The organism is Streptomyces arenae, assembly GCF_022343545.1.
GTDB lineage: Bacteria > Actinomycetota > Actinomycetes > Streptomycetales > Streptomycetaceae > Streptomyces > Streptomyces humi.
On record NZ_JAKQYH010000050.1, the window covers coordinates 92,517 to 106,509 of the forward strand.

The following is a 13,993-nucleotide window of genomic DNA, read 5'->3' on the forward strand; positions in this document are numbered from 1 at the left end:
TTCAGTCGTCGTGCGAGACGGGTTCGCCGAGCAGCGCCTGGATGGCGTCCACGGCGCTGCCGTCGTGGTCGCTGCCTGCCGTGCCCCGGCCGGTCTGGACGTTCGCCGTGCGGTCCACCTCCAGGATGGAGTCCGCGTGCGAGTTGTCGATCACCGTGATCAGGCTGTCGCCCGCGTGCGCCGGGGCCGCGGCTCCGGCCAGCAGGACGACGGCGACCACCGCAGCCGTCCGCAGCCCCGGCCGCGCGGCCGTCACACGCCCACGCCCTGGGGTTCCGGTGCGTCGAGCCGCTCACGAGCGATGTTGCGTTCCAGGAGCGTCGTGGACACCTTGACGCCGACCCCGCCGTCCGGGGCCACCTGGGGCAGCCGGCCGTCGGCCGCCCTGAGGTCGGTGAGCGCCGAGTCCATCGCCTCGTGCGCGGCGAACAGACACGGCGTGGAGTAGATCGCCACGTCGACGCCGAGTTCGTCCAGTTCGGTCAGCGAGAGCCGGGGCGACTTGCCGCCGGCGATCTGGTTGAAGAGCAGCGGTTTGTCGCCGACGACCTTGCGGATGCGGCGGATCCACTCCTCGCTGCGCACCCCGTCGACGAGGATCACGTCGGCGTCGGTGGCGGCGAGCCGCTCCGCGCGGTGCAGGATGTCGTGCTCGTCGGTGGCGTCCGTGCGGGCCACGACGACCAGGTCCTTACGGGTCTCCAGGACCCGCTCCAGCTTCTCCAGGTACTCCTCCAGCGGCAGCACCTGCTTGCCGTCGGCGTGCCCGCAGCGGCGGGGCCGCTTCTGGTCCTCCAGGATCACCCCGGAGGCGCCGATCCGCTCCAGGCCCTCCACGACGTGGCAGGCGACCTCGGGGTCGACGTAGCCGTCGTCGATGTCGACGAGCAGGTGGTGGTGCGGGAACGCGCCCCGCAGCCGCTGGACGAAGGCCACCATGTCGGGCCAGGCGATGAATCCGATGTCCGGCAGGCCGTAGTACGAGGCGGCGAAGCCGAAGCCGGAGACGAACATCCCGTCGTAGTGCTTGGCGGCGATCGACGCCGAGTACATGTCGTACACGCCGATCAGCGGGGTGGTCCCCGGCCCGGCGATCTGTTCGCGCAGCTTCTTCCCGTAAGTCAAGGTCCGGCTCCTCCTGTGGGTGGGTGGCGCGGCGGCTCGAGCGGCCGCCACGTCTCAACGCCCTTTGCCAAGACGAGAGCATCTCTAGATACGCACGTGACCATCTCCGTGCGCGAGCTTTACTCACCCCAATGGCGGATCCGGTTCACCGGAGAAACGTCACTGGCGGGCCGTGCGGCCCAGCGGCACCCCCGTTCGGGTGGGCCGGACCGGCCGCCCCGGCGGCTCAGAGGCCCGGCGTCGGCACACTGTTGTCCGGGGGGCCGCCGTCCCCGTTGGTCGGCAGGTCGCCGCGCTGCACCGGGACGCCGTCGGTGAAGGCCGGGTCGGGGGTCGGCAGCAGGGCGTCGAGTTCGCCCGCGGAGGGCCGGTGGACCGCGTGCAGGGCCTTGTCCAGGGCGGCCGCGGGGACCTGTCCCTCGCCCTCCAGCCACACCACGCAGCCCTTCTTCACCACCTCGTGGCGGTGGTGCCCGGCACGGTCCGGCCGGTCGGTGTAGAGGTGGATGACGGCACCGGAGCTGTCCACGTAGGCGGCGGAGAAGCCGTCGTCGCCCTGCACGCCGACGGACTGCTGGGCGAGCGTGAACCCGGGCGCCCTGGTGACGTAGATCAGCTCGGGGGCCATGCCCAGCGCCTGGGCCCTGGCGGTGAGTTCGGACGGATCGGCGGGCGGTCCCGAGCCGCCGGAGCCGGCCTTCTCGGAGCCGCAGCCGGCGAGCAGGGCGACGGCGAGCAGCAGGGGCGGCAGAGCGCGCACGGCACGGATCATGCGCCCATCGTGCCGCACAGGTGTTCCACAGACACGGGGTTTTCCGTCCGCCTGGCTGCCCGTCCGGGTGTCCGATTCGTTCAAGACCGGCTCGGTGGCCGCCGCCTACGGTGACGGCATGACTCCACGATTCGCCGTGCTCGGTCTGGTCGTCTCCGACCTGGCCGCGTCCCTCGCCTTCTACCGCCGTCTCGGCCTGGACTTCCCGTCCGGAGCCGAGGAACAGCCCCATGTCGAGGCCGAGTTGCCGGGCGGTCTCACGCTCGCCCTGGACACGGAGGACACCGTCCGTTCCTTCCACCCGGCCTGGCAACCGCCCTCGGGGGGCGGCCGGGTGGGACTCGCCTTCCGCTGCGGCTCACCCGCCGAGGTGGACGCGGTGTACGAGGACCTGTTCGGAGCCGGTTACCACGGCGAGCTCAAGCCGTGGGACGCCTTCTGGGGCCAGCGGTACGCCACGGTGCACGACCCCGACGGCAACGGTGTCGACCTGTTCGCCCCGCTAGCGCGCTAGCCCGCTCAGCGCCACCCCCGCCAGCTCCCGCACCTCGCGGGAGAGATGGGGCTGATCCGCGTACCCGGCCCGGACCGCCGTCTCGGCGAGTGGCACCCCGGCCCTGGCCAGCGCGAGGGCCCGCTGGAGCCGCAGCACCCGCGCCAGCGTCTTGGGCCCGTAACCGAAGGCCGTCCGACTGCGGCGGTGCAACTGGCGGACGCTGATGCCGAGTTCGTCGGCGACCGCGGCCACCGGCCGCCCCGCGTCCAGCGCTTCGACGAGCCGCCCGAGCAACGGGTCGGCGGGCGCCGCGCCGTCGAGGGCGATCTCCTCCAGCGCGCGGCCGGGATCGGCGGCGCGGGCGACCCGGTCCCGCAGCCTGCGCACGTCCGAGGCCGGCCAGAGCTCGGCCAGCTCGACGCGCCGGTCGAGCAGTTCGTACGCCGGCAGCCCGAGAAAGGCGGGCGCGGCCCCGGGAGCGAAGCGAAGCCCCGCCCATGCGCCGACGGCCCCCTCCGGGACGTGGGCGCGGGTGTCCGGCCCGGCGACGAGCAGCCGCCCCTCGTTCCACAGCAGGTCCATGCACCCGTCGGGCAGCACCCGGCCCACGCCGCCCTCGTCCGGGGTGTTCACCCAGACGACCGCACCACGGAGCCGAGACGCCCGTTCCCTGTACACAGACCTCAGCGTAGACGCGCCCCGAAGGGGCGCGGGGAACTGCGCGCCCAGCCCCCACCGAGCCCGCGGCCCGCTCACGGCGCGGTCCCCCGCGGCGGGACCGCGCCGGCGCTCACCCCTCCCGCTTGTGCGGCGGGTGGCTGCTCTTCACGTGCGCGCGCAACCGCGCCGTGACGTCCTCGGGCGGCAGGAACCGCGACCACCGCTCCGGGAACTCCGACGGCATGTCGGGGTCGTCGGGATCGTCCGCGCCGCCCTCGCGGGCCACCGCCGTCGCGCGGGCGACGTACTCGGCGACCTGGGCCTCCCGCAGCCGTTCGTTGGCGGCGCGGGCCGCGGCCGTGGCGGCGGCCGGCCAGACCCGGTCGATCGCGGCGTTCACGGCGGCGCCGACCAGCACCGCGAAGGCCGACACGCCGATCCACAGCAGCACGGCGACGGACGCGGCGAGCGAGCCGTAGATCGTCGCGCCCTCGATGGTGTTGGTGAGGTAGATGCGCAGCAGGAAGCTGCCGAGGACCCACATGCCGAGGGCGACCAGGGCGCCGGGCACGTCCTCGATCCATGGGGAGCGGACCGGCACGGAGACGTGGTACAGCGTGGTCAGGAAGACGATGGAGAGCACGATCACGACCGGCCAGTACAGGACCTGTACGAGCGTCTCCGACCAGGGCACGATCCGCACCACCGCGTCCGGCCCGGCCACCATCAGCGGCAGCGCGACCGAGCCGATCAGCAGCGCGGCGACGAAGAGCAGGAAGGAGACGATCCGGGTCTTCACGATGCCCCGGACGCCGTCGAGGCCGTACATCACGGTGATGGTGTCTATGAAGACGTTCACCGCACGGGAGCCGGACCACAGGGCGAACAGGAAGCCGATGGAGATGACGTCGGGGCGGCCGCCGCGCATCACGTCGTGCAGGATCGGCTCGGCGATCTCCTTGACGCCCTTGTCGGACAGGACCGTGTGGGAGGCCTCCAGGAGGTTGTGCTCCAGGCTGGCGATGGTGTCGGCGCCGGTCCAGTCGTCGACGTAACCGAGCAGTCCGATGAGGCTGAGCAGCAGCGGCGGCACGGACAGCAGGGTGAAGAAGGCGGCCTCGGCGGCCAGCCCGAGGATGCGGTACTCCATGCAGGAATTGACGGTGTCCTTGACCAGCAGCCAGGCCGTCCTGCGCTTGGAGACGTTCCGGTAGAGGGCTCTGGCCCGGTGGAGCCGGCCGGAGGGCCGCTCGGGGGTATCGCTTGCTGGCTGCACGTCCTAACGGTATCCGCCGTCCGGGCCGCCACTCATCCTCCGGGGTCCTGACCGGGCCCTTCCGGACCGGGCCGGGGATCGTACGGGCCGGACCGGGATCTTCCGGCGCGACCGGGGAAGTCGTTGTGTCACGCTGGAGACCACCGCCGTCGGCCCGGGTAGGTTCGCAGACATGGCAGGCACCACCACCCACACCGTGACCAACCAGCCGCCCCCGCTGGTCGGGTACGACCTGTTCACCGCCGATCACGCGCTGGTCGAGGCCGTCGAGCGGCACACCGCACCGGAGCTGCTCGACGAGGTGCGCTCCGAGCTGTCGGGGATCGGTGCCTCGGCCGGTTCGGCGCAGGTCCAGGAGTGGGGTGCGCAGGCGAACGAGCACCCGCCGCGGCTGCGCACCCACGACCGCTACGGTCACCGGGTCGACGAGGTCGAGTTCCATCCGGCCTGGCACCGGATGCTCGGCAAGGGCGTCGGCGCCGGCCTGACCACCGGTTTCGTACGGCCGTCCGGGCATGTCCGGCGGGCCGCCGCGTTCCTGGTGTGGACCCAGGTCGAGGCCGGCAACTGCTGTCCGCTGTCGATGACGAACGCGGCGGTGCCCGTGCTGCGCACCGATCCGGAGCTGGCCGCCGCGTGGGAGCCGCTGCTGACGTCGGTGATCTACGACCGGGAGCTGCGGCCGGCCGGCCAGAAGGCCGGCGCCCTGTTCGGCATGGGCATGACGGAGAAGCAGGGCGGCAGCGACGTACGGGCGAACACGACCGCGGCCGTCCCGCTCGCGGAATCCGGGACGTACACCCTGACCGGGCACAAGTGGTTCTGCTCGGCGCCGATGTCGGACGGCTTCCTGGTGCTGGCCCAGGCGCCGGCCGGACTCACCTGTTTCCTCGTCCCCCGCGTCCTCGCGGACGGCACCCGGAACGTCTTCCTGCTCCAGCGGCTCAAGGACAAGCTCGGCAACCGGTCCAACGCCTCGGCCGAGGTCGAGTTCGACGGCACCTGGGCGCGGCGGGTGGGCGAGGAGGGACGCGGGGTGCGGACCATCATCGAGATGGTCGCCGCGACCCGGCTGGACTGCGTGCTGGGCTCGGCGGGGCTGATGCGCCAGGCGGTGGCGCAGGCCGTGCACCACTGCACGTACCGCGAGGCGTTCGGCGGGAAGCTGGCCGACAAGCCGCTGATGCGCAACGTACTGGCCGACCTCGCGATCGAGTCGGAGGCCGCGACCGCGCTGGCACTGCGGCTGGCCGCCGCCTACGACGACGGGGGCGAGGCCGAACAGGCCCTGCTGCGGCTGGCGCTGCCGACGGCGAAGTACTGGGTGACGAAGCGCTGCGCGCCGCTGACGGTGGAGGCCGCCGAGTGCCTGGGCGGCAACGGTTACGTCGAGGAGTCGGGGCTGCCCCGTCTGGTGCGCGAGTCGCCGCTCAACTCGGTCTGGGAGGGGGCGGGCAACGTCCAGGCGCTGGACGTCCTGCGGGCCCTGCAACGCGAACCGGCCTCGCTGGACGCCTGTCTCGGCGAGCTCGGCCGGGCCCACGGGGCCGACCACCGCCTGGACCGCGCGGTCAAGGACCTGTTCTCGGAACTGGCGGATCTGGAGGGCATGGAGAGCCGGGCACGGCGGCTGGTGGAGCGCCTGGCGACGGTCCTCCAGGGCTCGTTGCTGGTCCGGTTCGCGCCGTCGGAGGTGGCGGACGCCTTCTGCGCGTCGAGGCTGGGCCACGACTGGGGTTCCACCTTCGGCACCCTGCCGCCGAGCCTGGACCTGGCGGCCGTGGTGGAGCGGGCCCGCGCCTGCTGAGAGCGCCCGGCGAGGGTTGGGGGTGGTGCTGCGCCGACACGGCACCACCCCCACCACTTCGGCCCATGTCAGGCCGGCGACGCCGTGGCGTCGGCTCAAGTTTCGGCCACCCCCGGTTCGTTCACCAGGGTTGCAAGGGGTTGCAACATATCGGTGTCTGTGTGCGGACTGTGTGCCTCCGGCGCCGGAGAACGGCAGTATGAGACGCACAGTCGGACCGGAAACCGCCGCCCGGACGGCTTGACAAGACTCTTCCATGCCTTTTCCGAGGACTGTCCGGGAGGACCTCAGTGGGGAACCCGCCGATGGACGTGGCGCGACTCGCCGCGAAGGACGCGGCACAGGCGGCTCGGCTACTGCGCGAGGTACGCGAGGCCAGACTCGCCGGACACCGTGGGCGGATCGCACCCCGGCCGGTGATCGAGCAGTCCTGGGGGCGGATGCTGCGCAGCGGCGTCGACCCCGACCACGACTTCCGTTCGGGGCTTTTGTCAGCCGACGAAGTCCGGCGCAGACGTGAGGAGTCACCGCTCAGGGACGTGCTGCCGGTACTGCGCGAGGGGTTGCTTTCGGTCGCGGACGTCGCCCAGCACATCATGGTGGTGGCGGACGCCGACGGCCGGGTGCTGTGGCGTGAGGGTTCCCCGCCGGTGCTGCGCAAGGCGGACGGGCTGGGCTTCGAACTCGGCGCCGACTGGCGCGAAGACGTCGTCGGCACCAACGGCGTCGGCACGCCCGCGGTGGTGCGCCGGCCCGTGCAGGTGTTCGCCGCGGAGCACTTCGTGCGCTCGCACGCCTCCTGGACCTGTTCGGGCGCCCCCATCACCGACCCCAGGGACGGCACGCTGCTCGGCGTGGTGGACGTCAGCGGCCCGCTGGAGACCATGCATCCGGCGACCCTGGCCTGGGTGAACTCGGTGGCGAAGCTCGCGGAGGCCCGGCTGCGGGAGCTGCACCTGGACGCGCTGGAGCGGCTGCGGGCGGTCGCGGCCCCGGTGCTGGCCCGGCTGGCCGGCCGGGCACTGGTGGTGGACGCCGACGGCTGGACGGCGGCGGTCACCGGGATGCCGTGTCCACGGCGCCTCACCCTGCCCAAGTCCCTGTCGCCGGGGCGCCGCTGGCTGCCCGCGCTCGGGCTGTGCTCGGTGGAGCCGCTGGCCGGGGGCTGGCTGCTGCGGACGGTGGACGAGCCCGCGCCGGTGGGTGGCGGCCGGCTGGTGCTCGACCTGAGCCGGCCGCGCCGCCCCTCGGTGACGGTGGGCGGCGGCGCGGGCTCCTGGTCCCGTGAACTGAGTCCACGGCACGCGGAGTTGCTGTACCTGCTGGCGGTACGGCGCGACGGGCGCAGCGCGGCGGGGCTGGCCGAGGACGTGTTCGGGGACGCCTCACGGACCGTGACCGTCCGCGCGGAGATGTCCCGGGTCCGGCGCTATCTGGGGGCACTTCTCGAACACCGGCCGTACCGCTTCCGTGAGGACGCGGAGATCGAGGTGCGGTTCCCCGACGACCCACGGGACCTGCTGCCGTGCTCGACCGCCCCGGCGGTGACGGAGGGCAGGGCCCCGGGCCGGCGGTCGAGGTGAATACCCTCGTCCTGGGGGCGCATTCGGCGCATCCGGGGCATCCACGGAGGTATCTTCCGCATATTTGCGGGGTCTTCGAGATACGACGGCCCCGGCTGCCGTAGCATCCCGGTACGGGCCTCCCCACCTGCTCCTCGGTCAACGTACGGATCATCAGGCGCAGTTGGCCCGCCTCGGGAGGAGACATGAAGCATCGCGGCAGACACCGGCGACGCAGGCGGGGCGCGGCACTGCGCGCCGCCCTGGCCGGGACCGCGCTCGCGCTCACCGCGACCGCCACGATCGTCAGCGCCTCGCAGGCCACGGTCGCCGAGGACCCCGGCGCGCTGAAGCCCCTGACCTCCACCACCGACACCGCGCGGCTCCGGCTCCGGGAACACCTCGTGCCGCAGCGCTCCCTGGACCGCCTCGCCTCGGCGACGGGCGGCACGGTCGGCATCGCCGACGTGCTGGAGAACGCCGACCACACCCTGCGCGAGGCGGCGGACTGCGACTCCGACGACCGGGACTCGCTGCCCGTCACCCCGGCGGCCGACGAGGCGTACTGCTGGGACCCCACCGACACCCTCACCGACGACTGGAAGCCGGCCTCGGTGACCACCTCCTCCGAGGCGGACGACGACGGCCTGTGGGGCGCCAACCGCGTCGTCCTGGCCGGCTGGACACACTCCACGACCGCCGGCCCCGCCGCCTCCCGGGGGCTGGCCCGGATCGCCGTGGTGGACGCGAACGACCCGGCCCACCCCTCCTACGCCTGGGTCCTGCTGACCGTGCCCAGCACCGACGGCAGCACCTACCGGGGCCTGTCCTCGCAGATCTCCGGCATGGCCTGGTACGAGGACAAGCTGCTGGTCACCACCACCCTGGGCAGTGCCGACGCGCTCTACGTCTACGACCTGAACCGCATCCTGCGGACCTCGGTCCTGACGGACGCGGTCGGGCGGGTCCGGGGCGGCTGGTCGGCCGACGGCTTCCGGTACGCGATGCCCGCCGTGGCCTCGTACCGCTTCACCGCCGGGGCCTGCTCCGAGAGCGGCGCGCCCTGTCCGAGCGCACTCTCCGTGGACCGGGGGACGGCCCCGGACAGCCTGGTCCTCGGCGAGTGGACGGCCGCGGACAGCAAGCACCGGGCCCGGCTGTGGCGGTACGCCTTCGACGAGAACCCCGAGCGGGACGGGCTGCTCGCCACCGACGCCGCCGGCCGGGCGGACGCGGTCGAGGCGTACTGGACGGGGGCCTCCGAGATCCGGGGCGTCCTGTCGTACCGCCCGCCCGGCGCGACCGGCTCCGAGTGGTACGTCGGCCACCTCCCCGGCGCCATGGACGGGCACGGCAGCCTGTGGCGCCAGGACACCGACGGCGCGCACGGCAGCCGCTGCGGCTCGGACTCCTCGCACCGCTGCTGGGCCGCGGGCACCGGCTCCCTGTCCTACGCCCCCGACACCGGCGAGGTCTGGTCGGTCAGCGACCGCATGCTGTTCTCGACACCCCTGCGCTCGATGGACGCGTCGCTCGGCTAGCCGGACATCGACACGTCCGGGGCCGGGATGATTGCCTGGCCCCATGAGCAGCAGCATCGTCGTGACCACCTGGTCCCTGGAGCAGACCTCCGCCGCCGACCTCCTGCCGGCCGCCGCCCCCGAGGGGGACGAGGTCAGGATCGTGCGCTCCGAGGTCCCCTCCCCCGAGTTCAGCCGCTTCCTGTACGCCTCGGTCGGCGGTGACATCCGCTGGACCGACCGGCTGGACTGGGACCACGCCCGCTGGCGGGAGCACCTGGAGCGGCCCGGCGTGGAGACCTGGGTGGCCTACGAGCGCGGCACCCCGGCGGGCTACGTGGAACTGGAGGCGCAGGCGGACGCCGTCGTGGAGATCCTCTACTTCGGCCTGCTCCCGGCGTTCCGGGGCCGCCGGATCGGCGGCCACCTGCTCTCGTACGGCACTGCCCGGGCCTGGGACCTGGCGCAGCGCTGGGCGGGCCGGCCGCCGACGAAGCGGGTGTGGGTGCACACCTGCAGTCTGGACGGCGAGCACGCGATGGCGAACTACCAGCGCCGCGGCTTCGTACTCTTCGACACGAAGGTCGAGGAGGAACCGGACGTCCCGGCACCCGGGCCGTGGCCGGGGGCGCACGCGGACATCCGCCGGTAAACGCGGTCGGGGCGTGACGCAGACCACCGCGTCTCACTATTCAGAATAGATTCGTCCGAATCACGGACGATGGTGGACTGCCCAGAGATCCGCGTGACACGCTTCCGTCATGTCTGGAACTGGGATCGCCTTGGTGAGTCGGCGGTACGTCGACCTCGGCCGCATGTCCAGCGCCATCTGTCCGGCGGGCTGAGAGCACAGCACCGCCGCCCCCGCCTGTCCAGACACCCGGGCCTGCGCAGTGTCGCGCAGGCCTCCCCGTGCGCCCGTACGCGCAGGTCAGAGCCGCTTCCCGCCTGTCCCGAAGGACGTATCAACCATGGCCGCCACCCCACAGAACCCTGCCGCCTCCGCGCCCCGCCGCAAGGTGAGCCGTCACCGCGGCGAGGGGCAGTGGGCTATGGGTCACCACACCCCGCTCAACGGCAACGAACAGTTCAAGAAGGACGACGACGGTCTCAATGTGCGGACACGCATTGAGACGATCTACTCCAAGCGCGGTTTCGACTCGATCGACCCCAACGACCTGCGCGGCCGGATGCGCTGGTGGGGCCTGTACACCCAGCGCAAGCCCGGGATCGACGGCGGCAAGACCGCGATCCTGGAGCCGGAGGAGCTGGACGACAAGTACTTCATGCTGCGGGTGCGGATCGACGGCGGCAGGCTCACCACCCAGCAGCTGCGGGTCATCGGCGAGATCTCGCAGGAGTTCGCCCGGGGCAGCGCGGACATCACCGACCGGCAGAACATCCAGCTGCACTGGATCCGGATCGAGGACGTTCCCGAGATCTGGAACCGCCTTGAGGCGGTCGGCCTGTCCACCACCGAGGCGTGCGGCGACTGCCCCCGGGTGGTGATCGGCTCGCCGGTCGCCGGCATCGCCGAGGACGAGATCATCGACGGCAGCTGGGCCATCGACGAGATCCACGAGCGGTACATCGGCAGCAAGGAGTTCTCCAACCTGCCCCGCAAGTTCAAGACGGCGATCTCCGGCTCCCCGCTCCTCGACGTCGTGCACGAGATCAACGACGTGGCGTTCGTCGGTGTCGAGCACCCCGAGCACGGCCCCGGCTTCGACCTGTGGGTCGGCGGCGGCCTGTCCACCAACCCGAAGATCGGCGTCCGGCTCGGCGCCTGGGTGCCGCTGGACGAGGTCCCGGACGTCTGGGCCGGCGTGGTGGGCATCTTCCGGGACTACGGCTACCGGCGGCTGCGCACCCGCGCCCGCCTGAAGTTCCTGGTCGCCGACTGGGGCCCGGAGAAGTTCCGCCAGGTGCTCCAGGACGAGTACCTCAAGCGCGCGCTCGTCGACGGCCCCGCGCCCGCCGAGCCCGTGTCCCGCTGGCGCGACCACGTCGGTGTGCACCGGCAGCAGGACGGCAACTTCTACGTCGGGTTCGCCCCGCGCGTCGGCCGGGTGGACGGCACCACCCTGGCGAAGATCGCGGATCTCGCCGAGGCGCACGGCTCGGGCCGGGTGCGCACCACCGTCGAACAGAAGATGATCGTCCTCGATGTCACCGAGGACCAGGTCGAGTCGCTGGTCGAGGCGCTGGAGGCGCTGGACCTGACCGCCAAGCCGTCCTCGTTCCGGCGCGGCACCATGGCCTGCACCGGCATCGAGTACTGCAAGCTCGCCATCGTCGAGACCAAGCAGCGCGGCAGCGCCCTCATCGACGAGCTGGAGCGCCGCCTGCCGGACTTCGAGGAGCCGCTCACCATCAACCTGAACGGCTGCCCGAACGCCTGCGCCCGTATCCAGGTGGCGGACATCGGTCTCAAGGGCCAGCTGGTCCTCAACGACCAGGGCGAGCAGGTCGAGGGCTACCAGGTGCACCTGGGCGGCGCGCTGGGCCTGGAGGCCGGTTTCGGCCGCAAGGTCCGCGGTCTCAAGGTGACCTCGGAGGAACTGCCGGACTACGTCGAGCGGGTGCTCAGGCGTTTCCAGGCGGAGCGCGCGGACGGCGAGCGGTTCGCCGCCTGGGCGTCCCGCGCCAGTGAGGAGGCCCTGTCGTGAGCGAGCGGGCCGCCCCGTTCTACTGCCCCTACTGCGGCGACGAGGACCTGCGTCCGAGTGAAGCCCTGCAAGGCAGCCACGGTGCCTGGGAATGCGCGGCCTGCAACCGTGCATTCCAGCTGAAGTTCCTCGGGCTGCTCGCCCGGGGGCTGAAGCACTCCGAAGCTGGAGGGGAACAGATATGACCACGGCTCAGGAAGACCGCACGACCGACGAGTTGAAGGCGCTGGCCGAGCAGGCCGGGCGCGATCTGGAAGACGCCTCCGCCCTGGAGATCCTCCAGTGGGCGGTGGACACCTTCGGCAAGGGCTTCTGCGTGACCTCCTCCATGGAGGACGCGGTGGTGGCCCATCTGGCGTCGCGCGTCCAGAAGGGTGTGGACGTCGTCTTCCTCGACACCGGCTACCACTTCCCGGAGACCATCGGCACCCGGGACGCGGTGGAGGCCGTGATGGACGTCAACGTCATCACGCTCACCCCCCGTCAGACGGTCGCCGAGCAGGACGCGGAGTACGGTCCGAAGCTGCACGACCGCGACCCCGACCTGTGCTGCAAACTCCGCAAGGTCCAGCCGCTGGAGCAGGGCCTGACGAAGTACGCGGCCTGGGCGACCGGGCTGCGCCGCGACGAGTCCCCCACCCGGGCGAACACACCGGTCGTCGGCTGGGACGAGAAGCGGCAGAAGGTCAAGATCTCGCCGATCGCCCGCTGGACCCAGGACGACGTGGACGCCTACGTCGCCGAGCACGGCGTGCTGACCAACCCCCTGCTGATGGACGGCTACGCCTCCGTCGGCTGCGCCCCCTGCACCCGCCGGGTGCTGGAGGGCGAGGACGCGCGCGCCGGCCGCTGGGCGGGCCGGGCCAAGACCGAGTGCGGACTGCACGGATGACCGCGAATGCCCTTGAGGCGAACACGGAGGAGTTGCACGTGACGACCGGAGCCACCGTCTGGCTCACGGGTCTGCCGAGCGCCGGCAAGACCACCATCGCGTACGAGCTGGCGGGCCGGCTGCGCGCGGAGGGCCACCTCGTCGAGGTGCTCGACGGCGACGAGATCCGCGAGTTCATCTCGGCGGGCCTCGGTTTCACCCGCGAGGACCGGCACACCAACGTGCAGCGCATCGGCTTCGTCGCCGAACTCCTGGCCCGCAACGGCGTCAAGGCCCTGGTCCCGGTGATCGCCCCCTACGCGGACAGCCGGGACGCGGTGCGCAAGCGGCACGCGGAGAACGGCACCGCGTACGTCGAGGTGCATGTGGCGACCCCGGTCGAGGTGTGCAGCGAGCGGGACGTGAAGGGGCTGTACGCCAAGCAGGCAGCCGGTGAGCTGACCGGGCTGACCGGTGTCGACGACCCGTACGAGCAGCCCGAGACGCCCGATCTGCGGATCGAGTCGCAGCACCAGACCGTGCGGGAGTCCGCGGCGTCCGTGCACGCGCTGCTCAGCGAGAGGGGACTGGCATGACGACGACCGTGGCGACCCACGGGGAGGGCACGGACACCCCGTACGCCCTCTCCCATCTGGACGCGCTGGAGTCCGAGGCGGTCCACATCTTCCGTGAGGTGGCGGGCGAGTTCGAGCGGCCGGTGATCCTGTTCTCCGGCGGCAAGGACTCGATCCTGATGCTGCACCTGGCGCTGAAGGCGTTCGCGCCGGCGGCGGTCCCCTTCTCCCTGCTGCACGTGGACACCGGGCACAACTTCCCCGAGGTCCTGGAGTACCGCGACCGCACCGTCGAGCGGCACGGGCTGCGGCTGCACGTGGCCTCCGTGCAGGACTACATCGACCGGGGAGTGCTGCGCGAGCGCCCCGACGGCACCCGCAACCCCCTCCAGACACTGCCGCTCACCGAGAAGATCCAGAGCGAGCGCTTCGACGCCGTGTTCGGCGGCGGCCGCCGCGACGAGGAGAAGGCCCGCGCCAAGGAACGGGTGTTCTCACTGCGCGACGAGTTCTCCCAGTGGGACCCGCGCCGCCAGCGCCCCGAGCTGTGGAACCTCTACAACGGCCGGCACGCCCCCGGCGAACACGTCCGCGTCTTCCCGCTGTCCAACTGGACCGAGCTGGACGTCTGGCAGTACATCGCCCGCGAGGGCATCGAGC

16 protein-coding genes are annotated in these 13,993 nt (G+C 72.1%); 11 read left to right on the forward strand and 5 right to left on the reverse strand.

Annotated elements, in window-relative coordinates; genetic code table 11:
* Position 1 precedes the first annotated feature (1 nt).
* The 3 genes from MB828_RS22155 to MB828_RS22165 form a co-directional block, all read right to left on the reverse strand.
* Positions 2-256 carry a hypothetical protein gene (locus MB828_RS22155; protein WP_301649709.1) on the reverse strand — a complete coding sequence of 85 codons (255 nt, stop codon included), beginning with the start codon at positions 254-256 and terminating at the stop codon, positions 2-4.
* Positions 253-1,125 (reverse strand): isocitrate lyase/PEP mutase family protein, encoded by an 873-nt coding sequence (locus MB828_RS22160; protein WP_133026481.1) that lies wholly within the window; start codon positions 1,123-1,125, stop codon positions 253-255. The genes MB828_RS22155 and MB828_RS22160 overlap by 4 nt, the downstream gene beginning before the upstream one ends.
* 226 nt (positions 1,126-1,351) lie before the next feature.
* Positions 1,352-1,897, reverse strand: a complete 546-nt coding sequence (locus MB828_RS22165; protein WP_301649710.1) for a membrane lipoprotein — start codon at positions 1,895-1,897, stop codon at positions 1,352-1,354.
* Positions 1,898-2,015: 118 nt separating this feature from the next.
* Between MB828_RS22165 and MB828_RS22170 the strand changes: the two genes are divergently transcribed.
* Positions 2,016-2,411: a VOC family protein gene (locus MB828_RS22170; protein WP_301649711.1), complete on the forward strand. Its 396-nt coding sequence runs from the start codon at positions 2,016-2,018 to the stop codon at positions 2,409-2,411.
* Here MB828_RS22170 and MB828_RS22175 read toward each other — a convergent pair.
* On the reverse strand, positions 2,400-3,071 hold the full coding sequence (locus MB828_RS22175; protein WP_301649712.1) for a helix-turn-helix transcriptional regulator: 672 nt from the start codon (positions 3,069-3,071) through the stop codon (positions 2,400-2,402). The genes MB828_RS22170 and MB828_RS22175 overlap by 12 nt on opposite strands.
* Positions 3,072-3,183: 112 nt before the next feature.
* Positions 3,184-4,329: a YihY/virulence factor BrkB family protein gene (locus MB828_RS22180; protein WP_133026485.1), complete on the reverse strand. Its 1,146-nt coding sequence runs from the start codon at positions 4,327-4,329 to the stop codon at positions 3,184-3,186.
* 172 nt (positions 4,330-4,501) lie between these two features.
* Between MB828_RS22180 and MB828_RS22185 the strand changes: the two genes are divergently transcribed.
* The 10 genes from MB828_RS22185 to cysD form a co-directional block, all read left to right on the forward strand.
* Entirely contained in the window at positions 4,502-6,136 is a 1,635-nt protein-coding gene (locus MB828_RS22185; protein ID WP_301649713.1) for an acyl-CoA dehydrogenase family protein, read from the forward strand.
* A 305-nt stretch (positions 6,137-6,441) separates the two neighbouring features.
* The gene (locus MB828_RS22190; protein WP_301649714.1) at positions 6,442-7,719 is read left to right on the forward strand and encodes a GAF domain-containing protein; all 1,278 of its coding nucleotides are present in this window, start codon (positions 6,442-6,444) and stop codon (positions 7,717-7,719) included.
* A 185-nt stretch (positions 7,720-7,904) separates the two neighbouring features.
* Positions 7,905-9,239, forward strand: a complete 1,335-nt coding sequence (locus tag MB828_RS22195) for a hypothetical protein (RefSeq protein ID WP_301649715.1) — start codon at positions 7,905-7,907, stop codon at positions 9,237-9,239.
* A 43-nt stretch (positions 9,240-9,282) separates the two neighbouring features.
* Complete coding sequence (locus MB828_RS22200; protein ID WP_301649716.1) at positions 9,283-9,870, forward strand: GNAT family N-acetyltransferase; 588 nt, start codon at positions 9,283-9,285, stop codon at positions 9,868-9,870.
* Between the two features lie 109 nt (positions 9,871-9,979).
* Positions 9,980-10,063: a putative leader peptide gene (locus MB828_RS46915; protein WP_430381414.1), complete on the forward strand. Its 84-nt coding sequence runs from the start codon at positions 9,980-9,982 to the stop codon at positions 10,061-10,063.
* 126 nt (positions 10,064-10,189) lie between these two features.
* Entirely contained in the window at positions 10,190-11,887 is a 1,698-nt protein-coding gene (locus MB828_RS22205) for a nitrite/sulfite reductase (protein WP_301649717.1), read from the forward strand.
* Positions 11,884-12,072, forward strand: coding sequence for a hypothetical protein (locus tag MB828_RS22210; protein WP_301649718.1), 189 nt, complete (start codon positions 11,884-11,886; stop codon positions 12,070-12,072). The genes MB828_RS22205 and MB828_RS22210 overlap by 4 nt, the downstream gene beginning before the upstream one ends.
* On the forward strand, positions 12,069-12,779 hold the full coding sequence (locus MB828_RS22215) for a phosphoadenylyl-sulfate reductase (protein ID WP_301649719.1): 711 nt from the start codon (positions 12,069-12,071) through the stop codon (positions 12,777-12,779). Before MB828_RS22210 ends, MB828_RS22215 begins: the two co-directional genes overlap by 4 nt.
* A 38-nt stretch (positions 12,780-12,817) precedes the next feature.
* The gene (gene cysC, locus MB828_RS22220; protein ID WP_301649720.1) at positions 12,818-13,354 is read left to right on the forward strand and encodes an adenylyl-sulfate kinase; all 537 of its coding nucleotides are present in this window, start codon (positions 12,818-12,820) and stop codon (positions 13,352-13,354) included.
* Positions 13,351-13,993, forward strand: a 643-nt coding sequence (cysD, locus tag MB828_RS22225) for a sulfate adenylyltransferase subunit CysD (RefSeq protein ID WP_301649721.1), incomplete at its 3' end; no start/stop codon positions are given. The genes cysC and cysD, both read left to right, overlap by 4 nt.

What these genes read in the sequence shown, in the direction of transcription:
- MB828_RS22185 (WP_301649713.1), top strand. Translation starts at nt 4,502, where the DNA reads ATGGCAGGCACCACCACCCACACCGTGACCAACCAGCCGCCCCCGCTG.
- MB828_RS22195 (WP_301649715.1), top strand. Translation starts at nt 7,905, where the DNA reads ATGAAGCATCGCGGCAGACACCGGCGACGCAGGCGGGGCGCGGCACTG.
- MB828_RS22170 (WP_301649711.1), top strand. Translation starts at nt 2,016, where the DNA reads ATGACTCCACGATTCGCCGTGCTCGGTCTGGTCGTCTCCGACCTGGCC.
- MB828_RS46915 (WP_430381414.1), top strand. Translation starts at nt 9,980, where the DNA reads ATGTCTGGAACTGGGATCGCCTTGGTGAGTCGGCGGTACGTCGACCTC.
- MB828_RS22200 (WP_301649716.1), top strand. Translation starts at nt 9,283, where the DNA reads ATGAGCAGCAGCATCGTCGTGACCACCTGGTCCCTGGAGCAGACCTCC.
- MB828_RS22215 (WP_301649719.1), top strand. Translation starts at nt 12,069, where the DNA reads ATGACCACGGCTCAGGAAGACCGCACGACCGACGAGTTGAAGGCGCTG.
- MB828_RS22165 (WP_301649710.1), bottom strand. Translation starts at nt 1,897, where the DNA reads ATGATCCGTGCCGTGCGCGCTCTGCCGCCCCTGCTGCTCGCCGTCGCC.
- MB828_RS22190 (WP_301649714.1), top strand. Translation starts at nt 6,442, where the DNA reads ATGGACGTGGCGCGACTCGCCGCGAAGGACGCGGCACAGGCGGCTCGG.
- MB828_RS22205 (WP_301649717.1), top strand. Translation starts at nt 10,190, where the DNA reads ATGGCCGCCACCCCACAGAACCCTGCCGCCTCCGCGCCCCGCCGCAAG.